At 31.8% G+C, this 24,528-nt stretch carries 24 protein-coding genes and 6 tRNA genes; 9 read left to right on the top strand and 21 right to left on the bottom strand.

Annotated features, from left to right (window positions below):
* Positions 1-13: 13 nt before the first annotated feature.
* Positions 14-3,433 carry a choice-of-anchor J domain-containing protein gene (locus tag LPB87_RS17075; protein WP_230728662.1) on the top strand — a complete coding sequence of 1,140 codons (3,420 nt, stop codon included), beginning with the start codon at positions 14-16 and terminating at the stop codon, positions 3,431-3,433.
* A 111-nt stretch (positions 3,434-3,544) separates the two neighbouring features.
* Here LPB87_RS17075 and LPB87_RS17070 read toward each other — a convergent pair whose 3' ends face one another.
* The 4 genes from LPB87_RS17070 to LPB87_RS17055 all read right to left on the bottom strand — a co-directional run bounded on the left by LPB87_RS17070 (position 3,545) and on the right by LPB87_RS17055 (position 7,109).
* The gene (locus LPB87_RS17070; protein ID WP_230728661.1) at positions 3,545-5,179 is read right to left on the bottom strand and encodes a hypothetical protein; all 1,635 of its coding nucleotides are present in this window, start codon (positions 5,177-5,179) and stop codon (positions 3,545-3,547) included.
* Positions 5,176-5,691: a sigma-70 family RNA polymerase sigma factor gene (locus tag LPB87_RS17065; RefSeq protein ID WP_230728660.1), complete on the bottom strand. Its 516-nt coding sequence runs from the start codon at positions 5,689-5,691 to the stop codon at positions 5,176-5,178. The genes LPB87_RS17070 and LPB87_RS17065 overlap by 4 nt, the downstream gene beginning before the upstream one ends.
* An 88-nt stretch (positions 5,692-5,779) precedes the next feature.
* Complete coding sequence (locus LPB87_RS17060; protein WP_230728659.1) at positions 5,780-6,181, bottom strand: hypothetical protein; 402 nt, start codon at positions 6,179-6,181, stop codon at positions 5,780-5,782.
* A gap of 49 nt (positions 6,182-6,230) precedes the next feature.
* A complete protein-coding gene (locus LPB87_RS17055; RefSeq protein WP_230728658.1) occupies positions 6,231-7,109 on the bottom strand; it encodes a protease complex subunit PrcB family protein in 879 nt (292 codons plus the stop codon).
* Between the two features lie 197 nt (positions 7,110-7,306).
* Between LPB87_RS17055 and rmuC the strand changes: the two genes are divergently transcribed.
* The 4 genes from rmuC (at position 7,307) to LPB87_RS17035 (ending at position 10,359) form a co-directional block, all read left to right on the top strand.
* On the top strand, positions 7,307-8,665 hold the full coding sequence (gene rmuC / locus LPB87_RS17050) for a DNA recombination protein RmuC (RefSeq protein WP_230728657.1): 1,359 nt from the start codon (positions 7,307-7,309) through the stop codon (positions 8,663-8,665).
* A 12-nt stretch (positions 8,666-8,677) separates the two neighbouring features.
* Entirely contained in the window at positions 8,678-9,043 is a 366-nt protein-coding gene (locus tag LPB87_RS17045) for a 6-phosphogluconate dehydrogenase (RefSeq protein ID WP_129539547.1), read from the top strand.
* An 8-nt stretch (positions 9,044-9,051) separates the two neighbouring features.
* The gene (locus LPB87_RS17040) at positions 9,052-9,606 is read left to right on the top strand and encodes an acyl-CoA thioesterase (protein ID WP_230728656.1); all 555 of its coding nucleotides are present in this window, start codon (positions 9,052-9,054) and stop codon (positions 9,604-9,606) included.
* A 213-nt stretch (positions 9,607-9,819) separates the two neighbouring features.
* Positions 9,820-10,359, top strand: a complete 540-nt coding sequence (locus tag LPB87_RS17035; protein ID WP_129539546.1) for a YceI family protein — start codon at positions 9,820-9,822, stop codon at positions 10,357-10,359.
* Here LPB87_RS17035 and LPB87_RS17030 read toward each other — a convergent pair whose 3' ends face one another.
* A complete protein-coding gene (locus LPB87_RS17030; RefSeq protein WP_230728655.1) occupies positions 10,360-11,271 on the bottom strand; it encodes a TIGR01777 family oxidoreductase in 912 nt (303 codons plus the stop codon).
* A gap of 99 nt (positions 11,272-11,370) precedes the next feature.
* On the opposite strand from LPB87_RS17030, the gene LPB87_RS17025 reads away from it, so the two are divergent.
* On the top strand, positions 11,371-12,033 hold the full coding sequence (locus tag LPB87_RS17025; RefSeq protein WP_230728654.1) for a TetR family transcriptional regulator C-terminal domain-containing protein: 663 nt from the start codon (positions 11,371-11,373) through the stop codon (positions 12,031-12,033).
* The gene (locus LPB87_RS17020) at positions 12,030-13,334 is read left to right on the top strand and encodes an AarF/ABC1/UbiB kinase family protein (RefSeq protein ID WP_230728653.1); all 1,305 of its coding nucleotides are present in this window, start codon (positions 12,030-12,032) and stop codon (positions 13,332-13,334) included. The genes LPB87_RS17025 and LPB87_RS17020 overlap by 4 nt, the downstream gene beginning before the upstream one ends.
* A 162-nt stretch (positions 13,335-13,496) precedes the next feature.
* On the opposite strand, the gene LPB87_RS17015 is transcribed toward LPB87_RS17020, so the two are convergent.
* From LPB87_RS17015 to LPB87_RS16950, 14 genes are all read right to left on the bottom strand, one after another.
* The gene (locus LPB87_RS17015) at positions 13,497-14,792 is read right to left on the bottom strand and encodes a deoxyribodipyrimidine photo-lyase (RefSeq protein ID WP_230728652.1); all 1,296 of its coding nucleotides are present in this window, start codon (positions 14,790-14,792) and stop codon (positions 13,497-13,499) included.
* On the bottom strand, positions 14,792-15,253 hold the full coding sequence (locus tag LPB87_RS17010; RefSeq protein WP_230728651.1) for an SRPBCC family protein: 462 nt from the start codon (positions 15,251-15,253) through the stop codon (positions 14,792-14,794). Before LPB87_RS17010 ends, LPB87_RS17015 begins: the two co-directional genes overlap by 1 nt.
* A gap of 9 nt (positions 15,254-15,262) precedes the next feature.
* Entirely contained in the window at positions 15,263-15,703 is a 441-nt protein-coding gene (locus LPB87_RS17005; RefSeq protein WP_230728650.1) for a sterol desaturase family protein, read from the bottom strand.
* Positions 15,704-15,725: 22 nt separating this feature from the next.
* Positions 15,726-16,562, bottom strand: coding sequence for a phytoene/squalene synthase family protein (locus LPB87_RS17000; RefSeq protein ID WP_129539540.1), 837 nt, complete (start codon positions 16,560-16,562; stop codon positions 15,726-15,728).
* 4 nt (positions 16,563-16,566) lie between these two features.
* A complete protein-coding gene (gene crtI, locus LPB87_RS16995) occupies positions 16,567-18,033 on the bottom strand; it encodes a phytoene desaturase family protein (protein WP_230728649.1) in 1,467 nt (488 codons plus the stop codon).
* 37 nt (positions 18,034-18,070) lie between these two features.
* Positions 18,071-18,970: a MerR family transcriptional regulator gene (locus tag LPB87_RS16990; protein ID WP_129539538.1), complete on the bottom strand. Its 900-nt coding sequence runs from the start codon at positions 18,968-18,970 to the stop codon at positions 18,071-18,073.
* A 75-nt stretch (positions 18,971-19,045) separates the two neighbouring features.
* Entirely contained in the window at positions 19,046-20,008 is a 963-nt protein-coding gene (locus LPB87_RS16985) for an ion channel (RefSeq protein ID WP_129539537.1), read from the bottom strand.
* Positions 20,009-20,149: 141 nt separating this feature from the next.
* On the bottom strand, positions 20,150-20,650 hold the full coding sequence (locus LPB87_RS16980) for a tetratricopeptide repeat protein (protein WP_129539536.1): 501 nt from the start codon (positions 20,648-20,650) through the stop codon (positions 20,150-20,152).
* A 189-nt stretch (positions 20,651-20,839) separates the two neighbouring features.
* Positions 20,840-20,912: transfer RNA gene (locus LPB87_RS16975), tRNA-Lys, on the bottom strand.
* A gap of 40 nt (positions 20,913-20,952) precedes the next feature.
* Positions 20,953-21,025, bottom strand: a tRNA-Lys gene (locus LPB87_RS16970).
* Positions 21,026-21,067: 42 nt separating this feature from the next.
* Positions 21,068-21,140: transfer RNA gene (locus tag LPB87_RS16965), tRNA-Lys, on the bottom strand.
* 39 nt (positions 21,141-21,179) lie between these two features.
* Positions 21,180-21,262, bottom strand: a tRNA-Leu gene (locus LPB87_RS16960).
* 39 nt (positions 21,263-21,301) lie between these two features.
* Positions 21,302-21,374: transfer RNA gene (locus LPB87_RS16955), tRNA-Lys, on the bottom strand.
* Between the two features lie 40 nt (positions 21,375-21,414).
* A tRNA-Lys gene (locus LPB87_RS16950) sits at positions 21,415-21,487 on the bottom strand.
* A 127-nt stretch (positions 21,488-21,614) separates the two neighbouring features.
* On the opposite strand from LPB87_RS16950, the gene LPB87_RS16945 reads away from it, so the two are divergent.
* Positions 21,615-22,133: a shikimate kinase gene (locus LPB87_RS16945; protein WP_230728648.1), complete on the top strand. Its 519-nt coding sequence runs from the start codon at positions 21,615-21,617 to the stop codon at positions 22,131-22,133.
* Here LPB87_RS16945 and LPB87_RS16940 read toward each other — a convergent pair.
* Positions 22,125-22,625, bottom strand: a complete 501-nt coding sequence (locus tag LPB87_RS16940; protein ID WP_129539534.1) for a phosphoribosyltransferase family protein — start codon at positions 22,623-22,625, stop codon at positions 22,125-22,127. The two genes, LPB87_RS16945 and LPB87_RS16940, sit on opposite strands and share 9 nt — an antisense overlap.
* Before the next feature lie 49 nt (positions 22,626-22,674).
* Entirely contained in the window at positions 22,675-23,067 is a 393-nt protein-coding gene (locus LPB87_RS16935) for an RNA-binding S4 domain-containing protein (protein ID WP_129539533.1), read from the bottom strand.
* A 79-nt stretch (positions 23,068-23,146) separates the two neighbouring features.
* Between LPB87_RS16935 and LPB87_RS16930 the strand changes: the two genes are divergently transcribed.
* Positions 23,147-24,154, top strand: coding sequence for an FKBP-type peptidylprolyl isomerase (locus tag LPB87_RS16930; RefSeq protein ID WP_129539532.1), 1,008 nt, complete (start codon positions 23,147-23,149; stop codon positions 24,152-24,154).
* Positions 24,155-24,528: the final 374 nt, after the last annotated feature.

The following is a 24,528-nucleotide window of genomic DNA, read 5'->3' as shown; positions in this document are numbered from 1 at the left end:
ATTTTTTAATCGTATGAAAAACATTTACTCTTTACGCCATTTAATGGCTTTTTTTAGTTTTTTTTATTGCTTTTCGGTGAATCTCTTTGCCCAGACAGCACCACCGGCCCAAGCATTGCCTTATTCCCAATTATTTGATCCATTTCCATCGACAGTAGTAGAATATCCAGCTGGATTTCAAGGATGGTTGGTTGCTACGACTACTGGAAAGACATTTAATACAAATGGTATTTTAATTAGTGATAAAGCATTAACTGCTGGGGGTTCAGCAAGTAGTGCTAGTGGAAATATATATAATTTTGAGAATAAAATAGGTTTTCTTAATACAGGATCTGCTGATTTTGCTATTGGATTTGCCTTTATTACTACTGGCCAAAAAGCGATTAAGGTCAAATATGATATAATGACTATTCGTAATCCTTATGGTACAGGTACAGGTACTACTCTACCAAGCCGTATAAATGAAATGGTTTTGCAATACCGAGTTGGGACTACTGGGGTTTTTACATCTTTATTACCAACAGCTTATAGAAATAATACCGTTGGACAAATTGACAAAGGTGTTGTAATTCCTCAAAATTTGAAAAGCATAGAAGTAATATTACCTGAAGAGTGTAATGATAAAAGTATAGTGCAGATTAGGTGGATTTCTAGAGAGGACTCAGGCTCAGGAACTCGTCCTTCGTTTGCAATTTCAAATATTAATATTCAACAAGATCTATTTCCTCCAGTAAATAGTGTTGATTATCCAAAAATAGATAATATTTTATCAGACGAGTTTGATTTTCATAATAAAATTGATGAGGTAGGTAAAACATATTATGTATTAGTAGCAGCTACTGATGCAGCGCCTACACCAGCACAAATAAAAGGAGGCTTGAACGCAAGTGGAACAGTAGCATTACAATATGGTGTATTGGATATTGCAGATGTAGCATTGGTTTATTCAAAAACCATTGTAGGTTTAGCACTAAATACAGCATATAGTGTTTACTCTATTTCTGAAGATCCATACGGTAACATACAAGCAACAGCGAATAAAATCGATGTTACTACTTCAGCTGTTGTGTCGCCAAAAATAACTACAACGATTACAACTATTGATTTGGGTACCGAAGAAGAAAATTTTAGTTCATCAGCTTTAGATTATCAAATTGAAGGGGCCAATCTTATTAATCCTGTAACAGTTACAGCAACAGCTAATTTTGCAGTATCTAAGGATAATATTACTTTCGGACCTTCTGTTGTATATGATTTAGGAGCTTTTGCTTCAAACGCGACTCCAACAGTTTATGTACGTTTTACACCAAATGCACTTGGTAGTTTTACAGGACAAATTACTCATCAATCAACCAATGCAGCTACTAAAATAGTGACTGTATCAGGTTTTGGAATTAATCCATACGTTCAGAATTTTAATGATGCCAATATATTTACTAATAGCGGTTGGACATCTTATAGTGTAGCTGGTGTTGCTAATCAATGGAAAAGTACAACTACAAATGCTAATTCAGCTCCCGGAGCAGTGGTAATGAATGGATTTTCAGATGGTGGAGTAAGTGAAGATTGGTTGATTTCACCAAAATTACGCTTAAATAGCTTTAATAATTATCCATTATTATCATTTTATTCTCGTAAATATTTTGCCGGACCAAGTTTAAAATTAATGGTTTCTACAAATTACGATGGAAAAAGTAGCCCTGATACTGCTAGTTGGACAGAAATAGATGGTAACTTTCCTGTAACAACGGGAACTTATGTTCAATCACAATACATTAATTTAGGAGCATACATAACGGATCATACTTATGTAGCTTGGGTTTACGAAACGTTATCAGGAGGTAGTGGTAATGCATCAGAGTGGACGATTGATGATGTAGCTATAACAAATGAGCTAGGATTCGTAGATTCAAATCCTAATTTAGATTTTGGAGATGTGAGTCCAAATGCAGTTTCTACTAGTAAGTCTTTTATTTTTAAAGCTGGTGGTTACGGTGATGTTACTATCGCTGCTCCATTAGATTATCAATTATCTCTTAATGATTCTAACTTTTTATCAAGTGTTACTGTAAGCGAAGCTGATGCATTGCTTGGGAAAACAATTTATGCAAGATTTACACCTTCTACAAAAGAATTGTCTATAACAGGTACATTGACATTAACAGGAACTTCATTGAATAAAAATATTGGTACATTAAAAGGTTCTTCTTTGCCTAAAGCAGATACATTTGATGTTGTAACATATAATCTTGAATTTTTTGGGACAGATATAAAAGATAAAAGTGGCAAAGAATTCGGGCCTACAGATAATGCATTACAAATAGCTAATGTTGCAAAAGCAATGATTAAGTTAGATGCCGATGTTTATGCTGTACAAGAAGTGTCTGATGATAAAGCAATGGAAGAATTAATTAAACAAATTAGTGTTGGTGGTAAAACATTTGATAAAGTTACTTCACCTAGTTGGTCTTATTCATTTAATGAAGCTGATCCAAATTTTCCTGCACAAAAATTAGTTGTGATTTATAATACTCAAATAGCAACGGTTACAAGTCAACGTGTAATGTTTAAGGAATTTTATGATGACCTTCGTGCTGGAACAGAAACTTTAGTAAATTACCCAGGTACCAATGCTAATTTTTTCTCGTCAGGACGTTTGCCGTATATGGTACAAATAAAAACAGATATTGGAGGAGTAAAAAGATTAATTAATTTGGTTAATCTCCATGCACGTGCCAATAGCGGAAGTGATATCAGTAAATACAACATGCGTAAATATGATGCACAAGTATTAAAAGACAGTTTAGATCGTTATTATGCAAATTCTGATTTAATCATTTTGGGAGATTATAATGATGACGTAAAAGCATCTGTTGTAACACCAAATCCTTCTTCATATAAAATGTTTGTAGATGATGTCGCAAATTATAATGCACTTACTTTAGATATTAGTAAAGCAGGAGCTTTTAGTTTCTTGAGTTCAGGTGGATTTTTGGATCATATTATGATATCAAATGAATTAAATAGTGAATATATCCCTAATTCGATTGCAGTATATGATCCTCGTTCGGATATAAATAATTATGTAAATACAACATCGGATCACGGGCCAGTAATTGCTCGTTTCGAATTAAAAAAATCTACATTAGGGACAATTGATTTTGAAACTAAGAATGGTTTTGCAGTAAAAACATATCCTAATCCAGCGACAGATATCGTGAATGTTCTTGTAAAAACGAATGATGACAAGAAATTAAAGTTAAGACTTTATGATATTACAGGGCGTATGATAGGAAAGCCAGTTGATGTAAATGGAGGGACAGAAAATAGCACTTCGGTAATCCAGATAAGTGATTTAAAATCGGGAATTTATATTTACACTTTATCAGAAAACAATAAAGTTGTTTTTAAAGATAAGATTATAAAAAAATAAAAGACAGTAAGCTTATAAATTAAAAATAAAGCTAGATTCTAATCATTAGAGTCTAGCTTTATTTATGTAATATAATTTTGTGTGTAATTGTTATTATAACAAAAGAGAGAATTAAAACCCAAAATTAACCCCAAAATTCAGACCCCACTGAAATTGGTTAAACGATTGGGTTTTTAGTGGATTGACATAATAATTTAGACCAGGTTCAACAAACAAACGAGTCTGCTTAAGCACTTCATATTGTAAAGTACTGCTTAATTTAGATCCATAGACGAAATTGTTGACATCTAGATTCTCACCAATTGAATTGCCATCTAAGAAAATTTCATTGGAGATTAATTTCCCTACGAAGCCACCCGTGTTAAGCATTATAGCTGTTTTTTTTGTACTTAAAATAGCATAAGAAACTTCTAAGGGCATTTCTAGATATTGTAATTGTTGACTAATATTACCAGTTAGGTTACTTGTACCACTGCTTTGAATTTTTTGATTACTGTTGTCAGAGGAAAAAACATAATCCCTATTTGTCGAAATGTATTCTACATTTGGACTTGAAATAAAAAAGTCATTGGTAATTCCAGTATTTAATGTGTTTTGTTGTTTGTTGTAATAAGATACGTTAGCTACTGATTGCCCTAGTTCATTGATTTTTAAACCAGAACTTACTGCCCATTTTTTGTTGAGTTTGTAATTTGTTTTTACACCGTATCCAGTATTTTGTTTTGATTCGATAGGATTGCCTAATGTCTTTTTATTACCTGAACTTTGAGAGTTTACAATACCTGCATAAAGCCCCACTGACCATTTTTCTTTTAAAAGATCTTTTTCAGTTTTCGGTTCGTCCTTGTCTTCTTTATTATTTAGTCTGTTTTCTAATTGTTGTAATTCAAGTGCAATTTGTGCTTTATTCAAAGAATCGTTAAAAGATGTAAGATTCTTTTCAGAGATACTATTTAGAGCTATTTCCTTTTTTTGATCTGATTTTAAATTACTATTAATTTCAGTTGTGTTTTGTTTGTATAGAGAATTATTGACATCATTTTGTGATGTAGATTGAATATTACTATTTAAAGCAATTTCTCTGCTTTTATCACTATTTAAATCGTTGCCAATTTTGGTGTTATTTTGTTTTATTAAAGATGTATTTACATCATCCTTAACTGATTTTTCAGAGTTGTTATTACTGTTTAAAGCAATTCTTTCGCTTTTAATTTTATTTAGAGTATTGCCAATTTTAATACTGTTTTGCCTTGATGAGGTAGTTTTATTGCTGTTTTCTGATGATGATTTGGCTAAAGAAATAGTTTCATGATTTAATTTTAATGGAGACTTTTCTTTTTTATTGGTTGAAGTTGTTACTGTTTTAGGCGATTGTTGACTGTTGTTTGACTTTTTATTAGTTGTTGAATTGTCTGATTCAGCAATAGTTATTGTAGTCGCACTGTCTAAAGGAGTATTATTAATAGTAGATGGAGTTGTATTTGATTTTGAGTTGTTTTCTTGATTATCTAGAACAACATTATTGCTCTTAATTAAAGTATCATCTTCATTTGAGTTAAAATATAGACCAGACGTGATGGCTAAACCTATTAAAAGACTAGCAGCTAACGACCACCAAATGGCTGTTGCTTTTTTCTTTTTAGGTTCGTCTAGTTTTTCTTCAATCATAGTCCATAATTCTGGTGGAGGTACACTAGAAAAATTTTCTATTGAAGAAAAAACATCTTCTATTTTTTTCTTTTTCATGCTATTTTAAAATTTAATACGGCCAAAATTTTTGTTTGTAATATTTTTTTCGCCCTATTTAAGTTTGATTTAGAAGTCCCTTCAGTGATTTGGAGCATTTCGGCAATCTCTTTGTGTTTCATTTTTTCAAATACAAATAGATTAAAAACCATCCGATATTGGTCGGGTAAATCCTGGATATATTCGATTAGTTTTTCTTGTGTTATCGGAATAGATTCTAGTTCTTCCTCTTCGATAATTTCTGTTTCTGAATCAAAAACATCCAAAAAAAGATAATCTCTTTTTCTCTTTTTTAGAGTTTCTATGAGTTTATTAATGAAAATTCGTTTCATCCATCCCTCAAAACTACCTTCAAATTTATATTGCTTTATTTTTTGAAAAACGATTATAAAAGCTTCTTGAAAGACATCTTTTGCATCATCTTCATTTTTCATATATTTTAGACAAATTCCATACAATACAGGAGAGAACAATTGATAAATTCTCAATTGCCCTCCTCTGTCATTGTCCATGCACTTTTTTATAAGTAAGTCTAAATTGTCTTCCAAAAAATAATTTTAAAGTAAATTAGATTGCAATAGGTGTTTGGATATTGATATTCTACCTTTTATAAGTAGAAATGTATCCGTTAGGGAAATTGTTTGCAATAATTAGATTTTTAGAATCTAATTTATTGATTACATAAGTCATTCCTTCAAATGTGATTAAGTCATGCTCTAGATTATCAAATACGCTAATTCCTTTAGTAATAAGATATTTGCTATTTCTTATTTCGACATTGTTTTTATATGTAATTACTTTTCCCTCAGGTGTAAAAACTAGTTTTTTAGTGCTTCCAATACTCTTTGGAGTTGAGGTGTAGCTACTGTTTTGACTACCTGTAGATTTTTGCCAAGTCCAACTTCCATGAAGTTTAGTCATTTTATTAGACTTGAAAATTACATTTGCAGAATAAGTTGAAACAGAAATAATAACTAGAAGAGCTAAGATTGTTTTTTTCATTTTAAGAAATTAATAAATTTGTGTTAATTATTTAACCTACAAAGTTAAGTTAGTTTCTTAAAACTGCAATTTTATCTTTGATTGCTTTTTTGAATGTAATTATTTCAGGGCTTTGATCCGATGTGTTGTTGTTGTCTATTAGTACTTTAGTTACTTTGTTTCCTTGGTTTAATTCAAAATAGATTCCTCCTTGATTGTCAGAATCTGGATTTCCATACGTCTTATTTCCACCATCTAAGTTCAAAATTTCTGTAGGAATTAGTTTTAAAAAGTCAGAATAGTCTCCTTTTTTGGTTAATGATTGATAGTTGTATTTACTAAAATCATATTGACCAACAACTACGTTTAAATATTGAACAACATTTAAATTGTTGATATTATAAAATAATTGGCAATCAGCTCCATTACATTGACTGCTGTAACTTCCTAAAACTACAAAGTTTTTATTTTCACTTACTTTGTTTAAGTAAATAGGTTTGTCTGTTTTTGGAATTAAAACAAAATCGTAAGGGTTTGTTGCAGGAGTAGTAACTGGATCATTGTTAAGTGGTTCTTTTTCATAGAATTGTACTATTATTTCACAAGAGTTCTCTACAATAGAACTAATTTTTATTTCATAACCACCAGTTGGCTTTGGGCCAGAAAAAACACCAATTAAGTAATTTTTGGTAAAATCGATATTAGGATTTACTGCTTTAGGGCAAGGGTTCGTGTTTTTGGTAAAAAAAGAATCCATTTTTTCTTGCGTTTTTATTGCTACAGCCATAGGAGTAGCCGGCATGTCTTTTATGGTATAGTTGCATTCTAAAGGAAAACCAGAAAAAGCAACATTACTAAAATCACCACAGCTTTGATAATCATTGTCTGAGTTCATTGAGCAAGAACTGATTCCAAAGGCAACAAATAGGACAAAAATAATTTTCTTCATTTTTTAATGTTTTAAAAGATTATACCTTATAAGATGATGTAAAGTCAAAAAGGTTGCGTCAAGAAAAATTTTTTTTTGAAAAAAAATATTTGCGTTTAAGAAGGTTGTAGAAAGGGAGTATTCTTAAACTCAAAAAAATAATCTCTTCTTTGAAACTAGCTATTATTACGTACTTTTACTCTTTAAAAAATCTCCTTATGTTGAATCTATTTTCTTTCCTATTAGTTTTTATTATTGCTTTAATTATTGGGGTTTTTATAGGTAAACTTATTTTTTCTGCACGATTTCAATCAGAGAAGGTAAGTTTAAACGAAAAATTAATTGCGCTAACGAATCAGTTTCAACAGCAAAGAGAGCATTTTCAGTCAGAAAAAAATAATTTCGAGAAATTACTTCAAGCATCAAATTCTGATAAAGAAATTATTCGAACTGAAAAAGATAGTCTTGCAATTCAGCTTTCGAAAAAAGAAGTCGATTTTGAAAATTTATGGGAACGCCATAAAGAACAAAAAAATGAAGTAGAACAACTTCAGGAAAAATTCACCAAAGAGTTTGAAAATCTTGCAAATAAAATACTCGAAGAAAAATCGACAAAATTCACTGCACAGAATAATGAAAATATGAAAAATATCTTGTTGCCTTTGCAAGATAAAATATTAGGATTTGAAAAGAAAGTAGAAGATACGCATAAAGAAAGTATTGATTATCATGCGGCTTTACGTCAGCAAATAATTGGATTAAGTGAGATGAATGCTCAAATGAGTAAAGAGACACTTAATTTGACCAAAGCCTTAAAAGGAGATAGTAAAATGCAAGGGAATTGGGGGGAATTAGTTTTGGAACGAGTTCTCGAAAAATCTGGTTTAGAGAAAGGAAGAGAGTACGAAGTACAACAAAGTTTTACTAATGAGGCTGGTCTTCGTGTTCTGCCAGATGTCGTAATTCATTTACCAGATGGTAAAAAAATGATTGTAGATTCTAAAGTTTCTTTGACAGCATATGAAAAATGGATTAACGAAGAGAGTGATAGTTTAAAAGCAGCTTATTTAAAGGAGCATGTAAATTCTATAAAACGTCATGTTGAGCAACTTGGAAATAAAAACTACCATGATTTGTATCAAATAGAAAGTCCCGATTTTGTATTACTTTTTATACCAATAGAACCCGCTTTTGCAATCGCATTAAATGAAGAAGCTACCTTATATAATAGAGCATTTGAAAAAAATATTGTAATTGTCACACCAACTACATTATTAGCGACTTTACGAACTATTGACAGTATGTGGGCAAATCAGAAACAACAAGAAAATGCTTTTGAGATAGCTAGACAAGCCGGAGCGTTATATGATAAATTTGAAGGGTTTATAGCCGATTTAATTAAAATTGGAAATAAAATAAATGATTCAAAAACCGAATATGAAAACGCGATGAGTAAACTAGTCGAAGGACGAGGAAATTTAATTACAAGCGTAGAAAAGTTAAAGAAAATGGGAGCAAAGGCGAAAAAATCCCTTCCTGAGAATATCTTAACAAGAGCAAATAACAGCGAAAACTAAATTAATATTGGGATGAAACGAATTCTGGGAATTGTCATTGGTATTGTAGCGCTTGCTTTAATTGGGTATTTTGCTTTTATTTATTATGTACCTTATAGTACAGGAATACGTTCGGGCGAATTAATAAGACTGAGCCATAAAGGAGTTGTAATGAAGACATGGGAGGGAGAATTGAGTCAGGGAATTTCGGGAGCACAAATATTCTCTTTCTCCGTTTTAGATAGTGATAAAAAAGTGATAGAAGACTTAAAAGTGCTTCAAGGCAGTTATGTGCGATTAAATTATATAGAAAAATATAAAACATTTCCTTGGTGGGGAGACACGCGCTATTTTGTAATAGCAGTAGAAAAGGAAGACTCTCCATTTAATGTAAAATAATATAGAATATGGATACAAATACAAATTTTAAAACAGTAGCCTGCTCAAGAATAAGCATTTCAGAATTGATGCTTCCATCACATACTAATTTTAGTGGAAAAATACATGGAGGTTACATATTATCATTGTTAGATCAGATTGCTTTTGCTTGTGCATCTAAGTTCTCTGGTAATTATTGCGTAACAGCTTCGGTAGATACAGTCAATTTCTTAAAGCCTATTGAGGTAGGAGAATTAGTAACTATGAAGGCCTCAGTTAATTATGTAGGTAAAAGCTCGATGATTGTGGGTATTCGTGTTGAAGCTGAAAATATTCAAACAGGAGCTATAAAACATTGTAATTCTTCTTACTTTACAATGGTTGCCAAAGATAAAGATGGAAAGAGTGTTCTTGTTCCAGGACTTATTTTATCAAATCTTGAAGAAGTAAGACGTTTTTGTAAAGCTCTGAAACATATAGAGGTCAAAAAAGAAGTCGAAAATCATGCCGAGGAATATAATTATAGTTCTATTGAAACATTGGCAAGTTTAAGCAAATACAATGTTTTATTAGAGCTAAATTAAAATAGATTTTTGTGTAAGTTTTAGCTTTGTTTTAAGAACCAAAGTAGATTAAAATTCGTAACTTTAAGAAAGAGCATTTAACTATCGTTAATGACTTAATCTCTTTTCAGAATAGTTCTATTTTTGATTTATGTCTGTTGTTGGTTTACTTTTGTCAATAGGCTTTTTTCAAAAAATGTCATGCAATGTGTTTAATTTTAATTGCTGAAGATTATGAAAAAAAGTACTTTTTTAATTTTATTACTTACCGCTAATTTTATTACAGCACAAGATAGAATAAGAACTTCAATAGGTGTTATTAATTTTGAAGCTTCTGTACCTTTTTTTGAAGAGGTAAATGCAGTCAATAAAACGGTAACTATGGTTATGGAGCCAGAAACAAGTAGTTTTGTTTGTGTGGCTGTTATGAAAGATTTTCGGTTTAAAATGGATTTAATGGAAACTCATTTTAATGAAAATTATATCGAAAGTGATCGGTATCCGAAAGCCATATTTAAAGGCAAAATTGGAAAATTCGACATGAAAGATATTAGTGAAATACCAAAACAATATACCATTAAAGGGAAACTTCAAATTCATGGTAAAACAAAAGATATAGAAGTAAATGCAATCCTTAAAAAAGTGCCTGAGGGCATAGAAATCACTTCAGATTTCCCGCTTAATACCGAGGATTTTAATATTAAGATTCCATCTATGATAGAAAGTAAAGTGTCAAAAAGGGTGAATACAAGTGTGATGGGGGTTATGAAATAATTATTTGATGCAACTTATAAGTGCAGGTTCTAAATTTGAATATTTGAATTTAAAACCTGCATTTTCTATTTTTTGAGAAGAAACTCGTTGTCCCGTTAATACAATATTACTCATTTCGCCCATTATCAATTTAATTACAAAAGAAGGAACTTTAGGTAACCATAAAGAATGATTATATACTTTTGCTAGAGCTTTAGAGAAAACAGCATTAGTAGTGTTATCAGTAACAGCAGCATTAAAAGGACCATTCATATTAGTATTTGTAATTGCAAGGAGATAAATGCTACATAAGTCATCAATATGAATCCAAGGCATATATTGTTTACCAGTTCCTATAATTGAGCCAAAACTATATTTGAATAGCGGAGTTAATTTTTTCAAAAAACCATCACCCTTACCTAATACTAAACCAGTTCGTATTATAACAGTACGAATTCCTAATGATTTAATTGATTCGGTGGCAGTTTCCCATTTTTGGCAAGTTTCTCCAAGAAAATCATTTGCAGCAGGTGTTTCTTCATTGCAAATGTTCTCACTCGTAAATGCTCCATAAATTCCAACTGCCGATGCAGATATAAAAGCATCTAAGGATTTATTATTCTTATTTAAAACTGAATAAATGAGTTCAATAGGTTTTTCTCTACTATCGATAATTTCTTTTTTTCTTTTACGAGACCATTTTTTTGTAGCAATACCTTCACCAGCGAGATGAATAATATAATCTGCTTTTAAAACCGATGTTTCATCTATATAATTGTTTTCTATATCCCATTTATAATAGGTGATATTTTTGCTAGGTTTCCTTTCGTTGCGACTTAGTATAGAGACAGAATATCCGTGGTTAATTAATAACGTAGTAAGTTTTTTACCTATAAAACCAGAGCCACCAGTTAATAAAATATTTTTACTCATAATAGTTTATAATATATTTAACACCTTGTTTTGTTTAACATTACGTAAATATAATTAAACGTTGCTTATCTTTATACTCAATTAAAAAAAGTAAGTGCTATGGGAACTAAAAAAGAGATATTGACAAAAGATAAAATTGTTTCTTTATATATGAATTACGTTTTGGAACATGGACAAAATCCTAAATCGGTTTTTCATTTTGCCAAAGCAAATGATTTCGAAGAGGCTGAATTTTATACTTTTTTTGGAACATTTGAAGGATTAGAAAAAGAAATTTTTAATCTGTTTTTCGAGAACACACTTGAATTACTAGATAAAAACCCAGAGTACCAAGAGTATGATATGAAGAATAAAATGCTCAGTTTTTATTTTACTTTTTTCGAATTGCTAACTGCAAATCGTAGTTATGTTGTTCAAGCTTTGAAAAGCAATTCCAACCCAATAAAAAACTTAGTAAAATTAACTACACTTCGCGATAGTTTCAAAAAATATATCAGTTCAATTATAACCGATGATTATCGAGTTCAGCAAGAGAAGCTTCAAAATTTTCAGGAAAAAGCAATTCAGGAAACTGCGTGGATGCAACTTTTGCTTACGCTTAAATTTTGGGTAGATGATGCATCTCCAGCTTTTGAAAAAACGGATCTTTTTATTGAGAAATCTGTAAATGTATCTTTTGAATTGATGAATGTAGCGCCAATGAATCATTTACTGGATTTTGGCAAATTTATTTTTAAAGAAAAAATATATAGCAAACAATGAAAACCATCGACTATATCCCAACTTCCAAGATAGAAAGGGCGAGCAAACTTGTTCAAACAGGAGCAAAAATTGGAGTGAATTATTTAAAGTACTACGGAGAAAAAATTGTAAACCCAGAAATAACCCGCGATAAATTAAATGAAAATAATGCCGAAGATATTTATGACGGGCTCAAAAGCCTAAAAGGAAGTGCACTAAAAGTAGCACAGATGTTAAGCATGGACAAGAATTTCTTACCACAAGCCTATGTAGAAAAATTTTCTTTATCGCAATTTTCAGTTCCGCCATTATCTGCACCATTAGTATTAAAAACGTTTAAAACTAATTTTGGTAAAACGCCTTACGAAATTTTTGATGAATTTAATCCCAATTCTGTAAATGCAGCAAGTATCGGTCAGGTGCATTTAGCTGTAAAAGATGGAAAGAAACTAGCCGTAAAAATTCAATATCCAGGAGTTGCCAATAGTATTTCTTCCGATTTGGCTTTGGTAAAGCCCATGGCAATACGAATGTTTAATCTGCAGGGTAAAGATTCTGATAAATACTTTAAAGAAGTAGAAGATAAGTTGATAGAAGAAACTAACTATTTATTAGAATTAAAGCAAAGCCAAGAAGTAGTCGAAGCTTGTAAAAAGATAGAAAATCTAGTTTTTCCTAACTATTATCCAGACTTTTCTTCAGAGAAAATTATTACTATGGATTGGATGACAGGGATTCATCTTTCAGAATATACAGCAAAGCCCCACAGCCAAGATGAATTAAATACAATTGGACAGGCACTTTGGGATTTTTATATGTATCAAATTCATATATTACGTAAAGTTCACGCTGATCCTCATCCTGGTAATTTCCTGGTAAATGATAAAAACCAGTTGGTAGCTTTAGATTTTGGATGTATGAAACAAATTCCAAATGACTTTTATGTACCTTATTTTGAGTTAATCAATAAAGAAGTGATAACTGACGAGAAGCTTTTTAATGAGAAATTATTCGAATTAGAAATTCTAAGAACAGATGATACCAAAGAAGAAATTGAATATTTCACAGGAATGTTCCATGATTTATTATCGTTATTCACAAAACCATTCCAATCAGATACATTCGATTTTTCTGATGAAGAATTTTTTGATAATATAGCCAAGTTGGGAGAACGATTCTCAAAAGACACAAACCTTAAAAAGATGAACGGAAATCGTGGTTCAAAACATTTTATATATATGAATAGAACATTCTTCGGATTATATAATTTAATGTTCGATTTAAAAGCCAAGATTGAAGTAAATAATTATCAGATATATTAATTAGGCTTCCCGATAGCTATCGGGACACTATATCTCTTGTGTTGAACACCAACACAAGAGCATGCCGTTTCCATCTGGGCTAGAAACAACGAAAAAATAAAGCCTCTGCCAAAGTTTAAACTCTGGCAGAGGCTTTTAAAATTTAGATTTTAGCTTAAAAAATTATCTCAGAATTCCTTTTTTATAAGTTGAAATAGCACGATCTCTAGCAAAAGCATGTTCAATCATAGGTTCATTATATCCCAAATCAAATTCAGGAATCCATTTTCGGATATAAATTCCTTTCTCATCAAACTTCTTAAGTTGAATTTCTGGGTTAAAAACTCTAAAATACGGAGCAGCATCACAACCCGTTCCAGCAGCCCATTGCCAATTACCAACATTAGAGGCCAATTCATAATCAAGTAATTTTTCGGCAAAGTAAGCTTCGCCCCATTGCCAGCTAATTAATAAGTGCTTGCATAAAAAACTGGCAACAACCATTCGAACCCGATTGTGCATATATCCCGTTTCATTAAGTTGGCGCATTCCAGCATCGACCATAGGATATCCAGTAGTTCCAGTACACCAGCGTTTAAAGTCGTTTTCGTTATTTAACCATTGAATACCATCATATGCGGATTTAAAATTATGGTTAACGACATTCGGAAAACTAAATAAAATTTGAATAAAAAACTCCCTCCATATTAATTCACTCAAGAAAACCTGATTTGTATGAGCAGCCCAGTTTACTAATTTTCGAATACTAACAGTGCCAAAACGTAAATGAGGTGAAAGATAAGAGGTTGAATCTAACGCAGGAAAATCTCTTGTTTCTTGATAATTCGAAATGTTTTTTAGATTATGAGGAAGTACTTTAATCGTACTTTTTTCAAACCCAATTTGGTTTATTGTTGGGAATACAAATTGACTTTTATAAAAATTAGAAAAAAGACTTGCAGTATTATATTCTTCGGCTTGACCTAAAATTTTATATTTTTCTAACCATTTATTTTTATAAGGAGTATATATAGTATAAGGTAAGCCATCAGATTTTGTGATTTCTTTTTCCTCAAATATCACATGATCTTTATATAAATGTACCGAAGTGTTATTTTTTTTTAATAAATCAGAGATTGTTAAATCTCTTTTTATAGCATAAGGCTCATAATCTTTATTGAGAAAAACTTCCTGAATATCGAATTCTTCGATGAGAGATTGCCAGATATTATTAGTTTCTCCTTTTTTAATTAAAAGTGAGCTTCCAATAGTATTCAATTCAGTATTAATTTTTTCTAGAGAATCGTAAATAAAACTCACTCTTGAATCGTCTTTAGGCAAGCTCTCAAGAATTGCCTCATCAAAAATAAACAAAGGAATAACTGGAAAATCAGATTCAAGGGCATGAAACAATCCGCGATTATCATCTAAACGCAAATCGCGTCGAAACCAGAATAGACTAACTTTTTGTTTGTTCATTATTTAGTATTAAAAATTTCTTCAACCTTTTTGTGGCGATATTCGAATATTGTTTTCAGTTCATTTCTCACAACAAGAGCATTCATGATGCGTCCGATAAAACCTAGCGGAAGAGCATAATGTACAATATCTGTCATTTGAGTTCCATTAGCTGTAGCTTCAAAAAAATGTTTGTGATGCCATAAAGTATAGGGGCCAAAACGTTGTTCGTCTATGAAATAACTGTTTTCCTTTACTACAGTAATTTCAGTCATCCAGTTTAATTTAATCCCTAAAAGCGGAGTGATTTTATATTGAATGATTTGTCCAGCATACATTAATTTGTCATCATAATCGGTAACTTCAAATCCCATTGACTTAGGAGTAATTATCTGTAGGTTTTTAGGATTAGAAAAAAAAGACCAGCATTCTTCTAGACTCGCATTGATATGCTGAACAGATTCTTTTTTATATACTTTCATGATTCATGATTAGATTTTGTAGTATTTAAATGGAACGAATAGCATTCCAAAACATTCACCATGTTCCTTGCCTAAGTGTTTATGATGTGCTTTATGCGCTTTTCTTAATCCAATGAGGTATTTGTTTTTGGTGTTTTTAAACCATTTAAAGCGTTGATGAATCAATACATCATGTACCATAAAGTAGCAAAATCCATAAAAAGTTAATCCCAGACCGATAAAAAATAAGTAATTGATACCGTCTATGGTTCCAAAATAGAATAGTAAAATACTCGGGATTGCAAAAATTACAAAGAAAATATCATTTCGTTCAAATACATTTGTGTATTTAGGTTGATGATGATCAGAATGAAAATACCACATAAAACCATGCATAACAAATTTGTGAGTACACCAAGTGACACATTCCATGAAGAGAAATACACCTATAAAAATTAAAAAGGAAACCATTGTTGTGTTTTTTTGTTAGAAGTTATACCATTCTTAGTTTATATGAAACAAAAGACTTGGCTAGTAATCCAGCTTTAGAGTAATTAGAAACTCGAATTCTTTCATTGCCTATCTCGTGGTAAGGAGTGTTTTCTAGTTTCTTTAAAAGCTTTTTGTAATAGATATAAGCAGTATATACTCCAAACTTAGCTTCAACAGGAAGTTTTACAATTCCCTGATAGGCTATTCTAAAATCTTCTTCAATTTCTTCTATGATTTTATTTTTTGAATTTTCGTCAAATGAGTTTAAATCGATTCCTGGAAAATAGTTTCTGTTTAAAATTAGATTATCATCTTTTAAGTCTCTTAAAAAATTAACTTTTTGGAAAGCGGTGCCCAATCTCATTGCTTCCATTTTTAATGTTTCATATTTTGAATCGCTACCAGAAACAAAAACTTTAAGACACATTAAGCCTACAACATCTGCAGAACCATAAATATAATCTTCAATTTCTTCTTTATTATAGTCCGTTTTGATTAAATCTTGTCGCATACTTTTTAAAAAAGACTGAATTAAATCATCAGTAATATTATACTTTTTTACAGTTTGTTGAAAAGAATTTAAAATAGGATTAAGACTTATGTCAGTTGCTATTGCTTTATAGTATTCTTTTTCGAAATCATCGATTAGAAACTTTTTATCAAATCCATGAAAAGAATCTACAATTTCATCAGCAAAACGTACAAAGCCATAAATACTGTAAATTGCATCTCTTATACTCGGAGCTAACATATATACGGCTAAAGAAAAAGAAGTACTGTAGCTTTGGGTTACCAGTTTGCTACATTTAAACGAGACATTATCAAATAACTGTTTCATATTTTTATGATGAAAAGGATTTGTTTATTAATTCGGATACTAGTTTTCCCGATATCAAAGCAGGAGGTACGCCAGGTCCTGGAACAGTTAATTGCCCAGTAAAGTATAAATTTTTTACTTTCTTACTTTTTAGTTTAGGTCTTAAAAATGCAGTTTGTAATAGGGTATTTGCCATTCCGTATGCATTTCCTTTATAAGCATTGTAATCTTCAATAAAGTCATTTTTGCAAAAAGACTTCTTAAATATAATATTATTTTTAATAGATTGTTGAGTGATAGTTTCAAAACGAGTAATTATTTTCTCAAAATATTCTTCACGAAGTGCTTCAGTGTCTTCTATTCCAGGTGCTAGTGGAACTAGAAAAAAACCACTTTCCATTCCTTCAGGAGCAGCTGTTGTATCTGTCACTGATGGGAAGTTAGCATAGAATAAAGGAGCTTCAGGCCACTTAGGTTCGTCATAAATATCCATGGCATGTTGGTTGAAATCTACATCGAAGAATAAAGCATGATGCGAAATGTTTTGAATTTTTTTATCAAATCCAATATAAAACAGAAGAGAAGAAGGAGCAAAAACACGGCTTTCCCAATAAGAGTCCGAATAGGCTCGATGTTCTTTGTCTAATAAAGTTTCAGTATGTTGGTAATCGGCACCACTTAATATTATATCTGCAGTAATAATTTCATCATTAATAATTAATCCAGTTGCGATATTATTTTTGACTATGATTTTATCAATGTTAGAATTGGTTTGAATAGTAACTCCAAGTCCTTTGGCTAGACTTTCGATACCGCGTACAACATCATACATCCCCGTTTTAGGATGCCAGGTTCCTAATCCGAAATCAGCATAGTTCATGAAATTGTAGAAAGAAGGAGTCTTAGATGGTTTAGCACCAAGAAATAAAACTGGAAATTCAAGAATTTGAATCAGCCTTTGGTCTTTAAATTTCTTGCGAATGTCTTTACTTACTGTTCCAAAAAACTGACTTAATTTTTGTGTAGTTTCAAGAGTGATCAATTCTAAAGCAGAAACACCTGGACGATACACTAATTTTTTTATGGCAATGTCATAGTTGCTTTTAGCTTTCGATATGTAATCAACTAATTTTTTACCACTCCCTTTCTCTATAGATTCAAAAGTTGCTGCAATTTCGTTTAAATTATCAGTGATAGTCATAAATTCATTAACTCCAAAATATATACGATATGCTGGATTGAGCTTTATTAATTGATAATAGTCACTTGTTTTTTTATCAAAATCACTAAAGAAATTTTCAAATACATCGGGCATCCAATACCAGCTTGGACCCATGTCAAAAGTAAAACCATTACTTTTTAGTTGTCTAGCTCTACCACCTATAGATGCATTTTTTTCATAAATAGTTACGTCATAACCTTGCTTAGCTAGATAGCATGAGGCGGCTAAAGACGAAAAACCGGAACCAATAATTGAGATTGTTTTCTTCATTTGTTTAACAAAAATACAAAATAATTAAACAAAATAATTATATCTGCATCACTAATTTTTCTATAGAGTTAAAAATGTGTACTCTTTGGTCTAGGTTTTCTGACTCAATGTGCTCAACCACTTTGCCAATCAACCATATCTCGTTGGATTTATTTAGTAACTCAGAACTCATATTTTTTACATATTGATTGACTATTGTGCGATCTGGTTGGGTTGTGAGGTAGGAAACAAAAGTGATGTTGTTGAAATGATTGTTAAGTTCTTTTAGATTTTCTATAGGCATGCTTTCACCTAAGTAAATTGTTTTATAGCCTTGAAGAAGTATCTCGTATTGTATATACATTAATCCTAGTTCATGAATTTCATTCATTGGTAATGAAAGAACGTATATTCTATCATTTTTTGTTGGCTTTTGAACTTGAAGTTTCTCGGTATTTATATGTAGCTTTTGTTTTATCAAGTTAGATATAAAATGTTCATGAGCAGGAGTTATAGTATCGGATTGCCATAATAAGCCCAACTCATTTAATAAAGGGATGAATACTTGTTGAAAGATTTCCTTAAAAGATTTCTCAGTAGTCAGCCAATTAAAAGTATTGAAAAATGATTCTTGATCAAAATTCATCATTGCCATTTTGAATGAACTGATTGCATGATTTTTTGCATTCTTATTAGAAATGATTTCTCTAACTAATTGTGGAATCTTGTCTTGTGGATAGGTTGCTATTTTTGAGATCTTATAACCATATTCATGTAGTAATGTAATGTTTAGTAGTTTTTGTAAACTGGCTAAATTATACAGGCGAATATTGGTGTCAGTACGCATAGGTTCAAGAATGTTGTATCTCTTTTCCCAAATGCGAATGGTGTGTGCCTTAATTCCAGAAAGGTTTTCAAGGTCTTTTATGCTAAAAACACTTTTTATATTGTTTATCATTAATTGATATTTAATAAACAAATTTAGTTTAATTTCTATAAATATGCTTAAAATTAGAAATTTATCATTTTTAGTCTATTCAAGATTAACAGCCTGATGAGAGTTGAGTTTGTCTAAATGTAATATAGTTTTGGTGTTATCTCTATTTCGATTGTACATTGGGATAAATTTAGCTCCGTATATAACCTCTTTGAAGGTGTAAGAAGTTCTTGCTGCTACAGTATTGCTATACGTGTCATCAAATGTTTTAATGAATACCAATATTTCTCCATGAATAGAGGAGAAGTCATCTTTTGTGAATTTATATAAAGGGCTTTTTTCTGTTATAGGATGGACTAATGTCCAGCTTAGTGTAAGGGCATTTATTTGTTTTAATTCTAATTCTAGAGAATAAAATTTATTAGTCTTTATGGTGTTTTCTTCAACGGTTATTCCTAAAGTGATTTTTGCTTCTGCATCAGTAAAGTTTGTATTTTTAAAAGGAACAAGGCGAATCATCAAAGCTTTGTGATCTCCGTAAGGGCTAATTAAAGCATTATGAGAGAATTTAAGAAATGCAGTTGGTCTGCTAAATCTACCAAAAAATAGTCCCGTTGCAATAGCAAAGCTCAATAATCCTATTAATGCTTCAGCTGCAGATAGAGAGCTTGTTAGGAATCCTGTAGGGCTGATATGTCCGTAGCCTACGGTTGTGAAGGTTTGTGCGCTAAAAAAATAAGCTTGTCCGAATTTAGACCATCCGCTTTGAGATGTAACAATTCCGTCTAGGTGTTCAATGCCAATTGCATAATAGGCAATCGCAAAAATAAAATTGATAGCGATATAAAAGGAAAATAAAATAAGCATAAACTTCCATGTGGGCATATCGATCATAGTGTGGTACCAGCTAATACGACGTAGTAAATGCATTCCTCGTTTTTCAATATTTGGAGAACCATCCTTATTTACAAAACGGCCTCCGTAATTGTTAGAGTTAGTTCCAAAACCTGAGTTCTTATCGGTTTCGGCTTTAGTATTTATCTTTTTTAATATTGACATATTTTTTATATCGAATAAGTTTGAACTAAATTAAATTGACCGCCGAATATCCTATCAAATATAAGGATAAGTTAGGATACAAAAAAAAACACCCAACTCTTGCTTTGTGAAAAGAAAAGTTGGGTGCTTCTTAGTGATTTTTTATTTGCAGAAAGTAGCTTTGTTTTTGCTAGCGCTTCTGCTACCTAATTCTATTGCTTTGGTAAAATCTTTACAGGCATTTTTCTTGTCTTGGATTTGGGTGTAACAAGTGCCTCTTAAGTTATAGGCTATGTAGTCTTTAGGATTTAAAGCAATCGAAGAAGTGCAGTCTTTAATGGCTGCTTGAAAGTCTTTTAATTTGTAATTTACATTAGCTCTTCCAGTAAAAGCATCTGCATTCATAGGGTCTAATTCAATAGTTTTGTTAAAGTCGGAAAGAGCTCCCTTGGTGTCGTTTAGTTTTAGTTTGGCAACACCTCTGTTCTGATATGCTTCAGTAAAGTTTGCTTTTAGTTTAATAGCTTTATTATAATCAGCTATTGCGCCTTTTGTATTTCCGTTTTCGGCTTTTCTTATGGCTTGGTCAAAATAATCAGATCCAGATTGGCTCCAGCATATGCTAGTTGCTAAAAATAATAAAATAAGTAATGATTGTTTCATGAAAAATAATTAGTAGGTTTAGATTGTTTAACGTGATTTTGGGTTGTTTATTATGGGAAAAAAGAAAGTATTATTTGGTATTCTCTCTTTTTTTTGTTTTTAGCTAATTTTGATTTTTGATTGAGATTTATCTCTTTAAGATTTCTATAAAGCTAAAAAAGGGTCAAGTAAAAATTACTTGACCCTTTGTGACCCGACTGGGGCTCGAACCCAGGACCCCATCATTAAAAGTGATGTGCTCTACCAACTGAGCTATCGAGTCGTTATTGACATTGCTATATTCTGTTTAATCACAAAATTTGTGACCCGACTGGGGCTCGAACCCAGGACCCCATCATTAAAAGTGATGTGCTCTACCAACTGAGCTATCGAGTCATTACTATCAATGCAATAGTAGTATGTATGTATAAAAATTTGTGACCCGACTGGGGCTCGAACCCAGGACCCCATCATTAAAAGTGATGTGCTCTACCAACTGAGCTATCGAGTCATTATTTCAATAAATTATTATATTTGATCACAAATTTTGTGACCACGGTGGGATTTGAACCCACACGCCCTTTCGAGCACCACCCCCTCAAGATGGCAAGTCTACCGTTTCTCCACGTGGCCAAAAAAAAAAGGCCAAGTAAGAGTTTACTCAACCTTCTGTGACCCGACTGGGGCTCGAACCCAGGACCCCATCATTAAAAGTGATGTGCTCTACCAACTGAGCTATCGAGTCTTGCTATCAAGGAAAGTTTTATATTTGATCATGAATCTTGTGACCCGACTGGGGCTCGAACCCAGGACCCCATCATTAAAAGTGATGTGCTCTACCAACTGAGCTATCGAGTCATATTCTTTCCTTGAATGCGGGTGCAAATATAAGGAGTTATTTTCGAAGTTTCCAAGCATTTTTATTATAAATTTGTCTTTTTTTTGGAAAAAATTCCAATGGCTTAGTTTATAAGGTTTTATTAGTATGAAAAAAATTGTATTGTTAGGGTATATGGGTTGCGGTAAGTCAACAATTGCTCAGAAATTATCGAAAATCACAGAAATTCCTTTTTTGGATTTAGACAAATGCATCGAAAATAAGGTTAATTTAGCCATAAATGAGATTTTTGATAAGCATGGAGAGATTTATTTTAGGAAATTAGAGCATGAAACATTCGTAGAATTGCTCCAATCTCCCGAAGAAATTATTATAGGCTTAGGAGGAGGGACTCCATGTTATGCTAATAATCATGAATTATTGAATAAAGAAGGGGTGATTTCTATTTATTTAAAAGCGTCTATCGATACATTATATGGACGTTTACTTCATAATAAGAGTAAACGCCCACTTATTGCTGATAAAAATGAGGAGGAGATGAGAGAGTTTATAGCTACACATCTTTTTGAAAGAAGTTTTTATTACAATCAAGCCAAGTATAAGGTGAGTGTAGATGAGAAGACTATAGATGAAACGATTTCTGATATTCTTGAGCTTTTAGCTTAAGAAGGCATAATTGTTATTGTTGTCGTCAAATACAACTTGTACGTGTTCTAATAAAGATGTTGAAAGAGATATTCCTTTAAAGTCAGCTTTTACAGGGTATTTCTTGTGATTTCTGTCAACTAGTACGGCAGTTTTGAATTTTTTTAGTGGAACATCTAGGAAATGACGAACAGCATATATTAATGTGGTTCCTGAGTTTAATACGTCATCTACAAGAACTAATCCTTTGTTGGCGTATTGCTCTTTAGTTAGAGATGTGTTTATAGGGGATTCGGGTTTTTGTTTGTTTATCTGTACTTCGCAAAGAGATACTTTAATAGAAGAAATAGATTCTAGTGCTATTGCTAGTTTCTTAGCGAATATAAAGCCGTTAGATGCGATGCCAGCAATTACAATTTCATCATCCTCTACAAAAGTTTCATATATTTGGTAGGCAATCCGTTTAATTTTATGTTCGATTTCTTGATTCGTTAAGATGATGTTTTTGCTCATTGTAGTTTTTTTTTAAAAATAATAAAATTAAGTGTGTCTGGTTAAGGTGTTATTCAGTTTCGTCTTCGTCGTTAGTGATGTCGTTTCCAAATTCATCAATATCCCTACGATCCTTTTTGGTTGGTCTTCCTGTTCCGTTTTTTCGGTAATGTTCTTTGGATAGTTTTAGTAATTCCAAATGAGCATATGCTTCTGCAGGAGTTTCGTTCTTTCTGTATATGTCAACAAGTTTTGCGCCAACCCTATTTTCAGGGATGTCTAGTACAGTTATAATTTGAGTAATTTGATCTTTTCGAAATGTAATTTTGTCAGTCGGAAAAACCTCCTTTGAAGGTTTCGCTACTTGTCCATTTACTGTGACATGGTTCTTTTTACATGCCTCGGTGACCAGATTTCGAGTCTTATAATAACGCACGCACCATAGGTATTTATCTATTCTCATAAATTTTCAAAAATCGGAGTTAAATTGTTTACAAAAATAAATCAATATTGTATCTTGCGCACCTAAAAAATCAATAATAATGAACAAAATTAAATATTATTTTATATTAACAGTTGTGTCACTCTCTTTGTTTTCTTGTTCTAAAAGTGATAATAATAGTGAAGTTGTGCCTTTAAGAGATTATGCAGTCCAATATGCTACTGAACTTGCTGATATTGAAGATTATTTAAAAGCTAATTATATTACAGTTGTAGATCATGCGGGTTTTCCAGATGATCAGGATGTTACTATTACTGCGATTCCTCCAGGTGGTGTTCAAAAATCTATTTGGGAACAGAAGACTTATGAGCTTAAATATAGAGAAGTTAGTCTTAGTGGTGTTCTTCATAAAACTTACTTTTTAGTTTTAAGAAAAGGTGTGGGTGATTCTCCAGCAAATACAGATGCTGTTTTTACATCTTACACGGGTAAATACTTGGAGAGAGTCGCTAATGAAGGGGGTGTTGGTACTTTTGTTAAGTCAACTGATTTTCCAGGTGAGAAATTTCCTCAAGACTTTTTTGAATTATATGGTACAGGAATAATAGCGGGATGGGGTGAGATTTTTCCTCAATTCAAAGAAGGGACGTCTTCGTTAAATAATGATGGTTCGGTGAGATATGAGAATTTTGGGGCTGGAGTAATGTTTTTACCTTCTAGGTTAGCTTATTATGCTACGGGTAAAGATGTGATTCCTTCATATGCTCCATTGGTTTTTAGTTTTAAATTGTATGGGATTAAAAGATTAGATCATGATGGGGATGGTATTCCTGATTGGAAAGAAGATCATGATAATGATGGTTATATGTATGATTTTAGAAATGCATTTAATTATCCAGTGCCTCCACTTGTTAATATAGATGATACAGATAAAGATGGAATCCCTGACTTCTTGGATGTCGATGATGATGGGGATTATATCGCAACGAAAGTTGAAATTAAAGACCCGAGTACAGGTAAGCCTTATCCGTTTGATTCTATTCCAGTCTGTACTCCTTCAGGAAAGAAAAATTATTTAGATCCTTCTTGTTATCCTGGTAGTAAGTAATCAGGATGCGAAAAATATTTAAGCGGCTACTATATATAGTAGTCGCTTTTTTTTGTATCCTATATATAGGAGTAATATTCTATTATTAATACATAAGAGAAGTTTTTTTGGGAGCACTTTCCTGCTATCCGCTCCAATCTTACCTTTTTTAAAGGAAAAAGGCTAAGGATTTCCTCTTTTATCAGGGTTAGGGAGTTCTAAATCTGCTGAATCAGCCAAATCTGCGAGAAACAAGAACCCGAAATCCCAGCAAAACCGAGCAAAAACAAGAGAAGAAGAGTTTAGTAAGTAGAAAAATCTTAGAAAACCCAAAAACACCGAAGCAGTAAGATGTGAGTTATCAATGTATTAAGAAATAAACGCAAAATAAACAT

This window comes from Flavobacterium sp. EDS (assembly GCF_020991525.1).
Lineage (GTDB): Bacteria > Bacteroidota > Bacteroidia > Flavobacteriales > Flavobacteriaceae > Flavobacterium.
This window is presented reverse-complemented; position numbering and strand designations above follow the sequence as displayed.

Bases quoted from the DNA above. Each gene is read 5' to 3' on its own strand.
- LPB87_RS17025 (WP_230728654.1), top strand. From the start codon at position 11,371: ATGGGAACTAAAAAAGAGATATTGACAAAAGATAAAATTGTTTCTTTA.
- LPB87_RS17055 (WP_230728658.1), bottom strand. From the start codon at position 7,109: ATGAAGAAAATTATTTTTGTCCTATTTGTTGCCTTTGGAATCAGTTCT.
- LPB87_RS16945 (WP_230728648.1), top strand. From the start codon at position 21,615: ATGAAAAAAATTGTATTGTTAGGGTATATGGGTTGCGGTAAGTCAACA.
- LPB87_RS17065 (WP_230728660.1), bottom strand. From the start codon at position 5,691: ATGGACAATGACAGAGGAGGGCAATTGAGAATTTATCAATTGTTCTCT.
- LPB87_RS17070 (WP_230728661.1), bottom strand. From the start codon at position 5,179: ATGAAAAAGAAAAAAATAGAAGATGTTTTTTCTTCAATAGAAAATTTT.
- LPB87_RS17075 (WP_230728662.1), top strand. From the start codon at position 14: ATGAAAAACATTTACTCTTTACGCCATTTAATGGCTTTTTTTAGTTTT.
- LPB87_RS17045 (WP_129539547.1), top strand. From the start codon at position 8,678: ATGAAACGAATTCTGGGAATTGTCATTGGTATTGTAGCGCTTGCTTTA.
- rmuC (WP_230728657.1), top strand. From the start codon at position 7,307: ATGTTGAATCTATTTTCTTTCCTATTAGTTTTTATTATTGCTTTAATT.
- crtI (WP_230728649.1), bottom strand. From the start codon at position 18,033: ATGAAGAAAACAATCTCAATTATTGGTTCCGGTTTTTCGTCTTTAGCC.
- LPB87_RS16940 (WP_129539534.1), bottom strand. From the start codon at position 22,625: ATGAGCAAAAACATCATCTTAACGAATCAAGAAATCGAACATAAAATT.
- LPB87_RS17040 (WP_230728656.1), top strand. From the start codon at position 9,052: ATGGATACAAATACAAATTTTAAAACAGTAGCCTGCTCAAGAATAAGC.
- LPB87_RS17005 (WP_230728650.1), bottom strand. From the start codon at position 15,703: ATGGTTTCCTTTTTAATTTTTATAGGTGTATTTCTCTTCATGGAATGT.
- LPB87_RS17060 (WP_230728659.1), bottom strand. From the start codon at position 6,181: ATGAAAAAAACAATCTTAGCTCTTCTAGTTATTATTTCTGTTTCAACT.
- LPB87_RS17020 (WP_230728653.1), top strand. From the start codon at position 12,030: ATGAAAACCATCGACTATATCCCAACTTCCAAGATAGAAAGGGCGAGC.
- LPB87_RS16990 (WP_129539538.1), bottom strand. From the start codon at position 18,970: ATGATAAACAATATAAAAAGTGTTTTTAGCATAAAAGACCTTGAAAAC.
- LPB87_RS17035 (WP_129539546.1), top strand. From the start codon at position 9,820: ATGAAAAAAAGTACTTTTTTAATTTTATTACTTACCGCTAATTTTATT.
- LPB87_RS17000 (WP_129539540.1), bottom strand. From the start codon at position 16,562: ATGAAACAGTTATTTGATAATGTCTCGTTTAAATGTAGCAAACTGGTA.
- LPB87_RS16935 (WP_129539533.1), bottom strand. From the start codon at position 23,067: ATGAGAATAGATAAATACCTATGGTGCGTGCGTTATTATAAGACTCGA.
- LPB87_RS16980 (WP_129539536.1), bottom strand. From the start codon at position 20,650: ATGAAACAATCATTACTTATTTTATTATTTTTAGCAACTAGCATATGC.
- LPB87_RS17030 (WP_230728655.1), bottom strand. From the start codon at position 11,271: ATGAGTAAAAATATTTTATTAACTGGTGGCTCTGGTTTTATAGGTAAA.
- LPB87_RS17015 (WP_230728652.1), bottom strand. From the start codon at position 14,792: ATGAACAAACAAAAAGTTAGTCTATTCTGGTTTCGACGCGATTTGCGT.
- LPB87_RS16930 (WP_129539532.1), top strand. From the start codon at position 23,147: ATGAACAAAATTAAATATTATTTTATATTAACAGTTGTGTCACTCTCT.
- LPB87_RS16985 (WP_129539537.1), bottom strand. From the start codon at position 20,008: ATGTCAATATTAAAAAAGATAAATACTAAAGCCGAAACCGATAAGAAC.
- LPB87_RS17010 (WP_230728651.1), bottom strand. From the start codon at position 15,253: ATGAAAGTATATAAAAAAGAATCTGTTCAGCATATCAATGCGAGTCTA.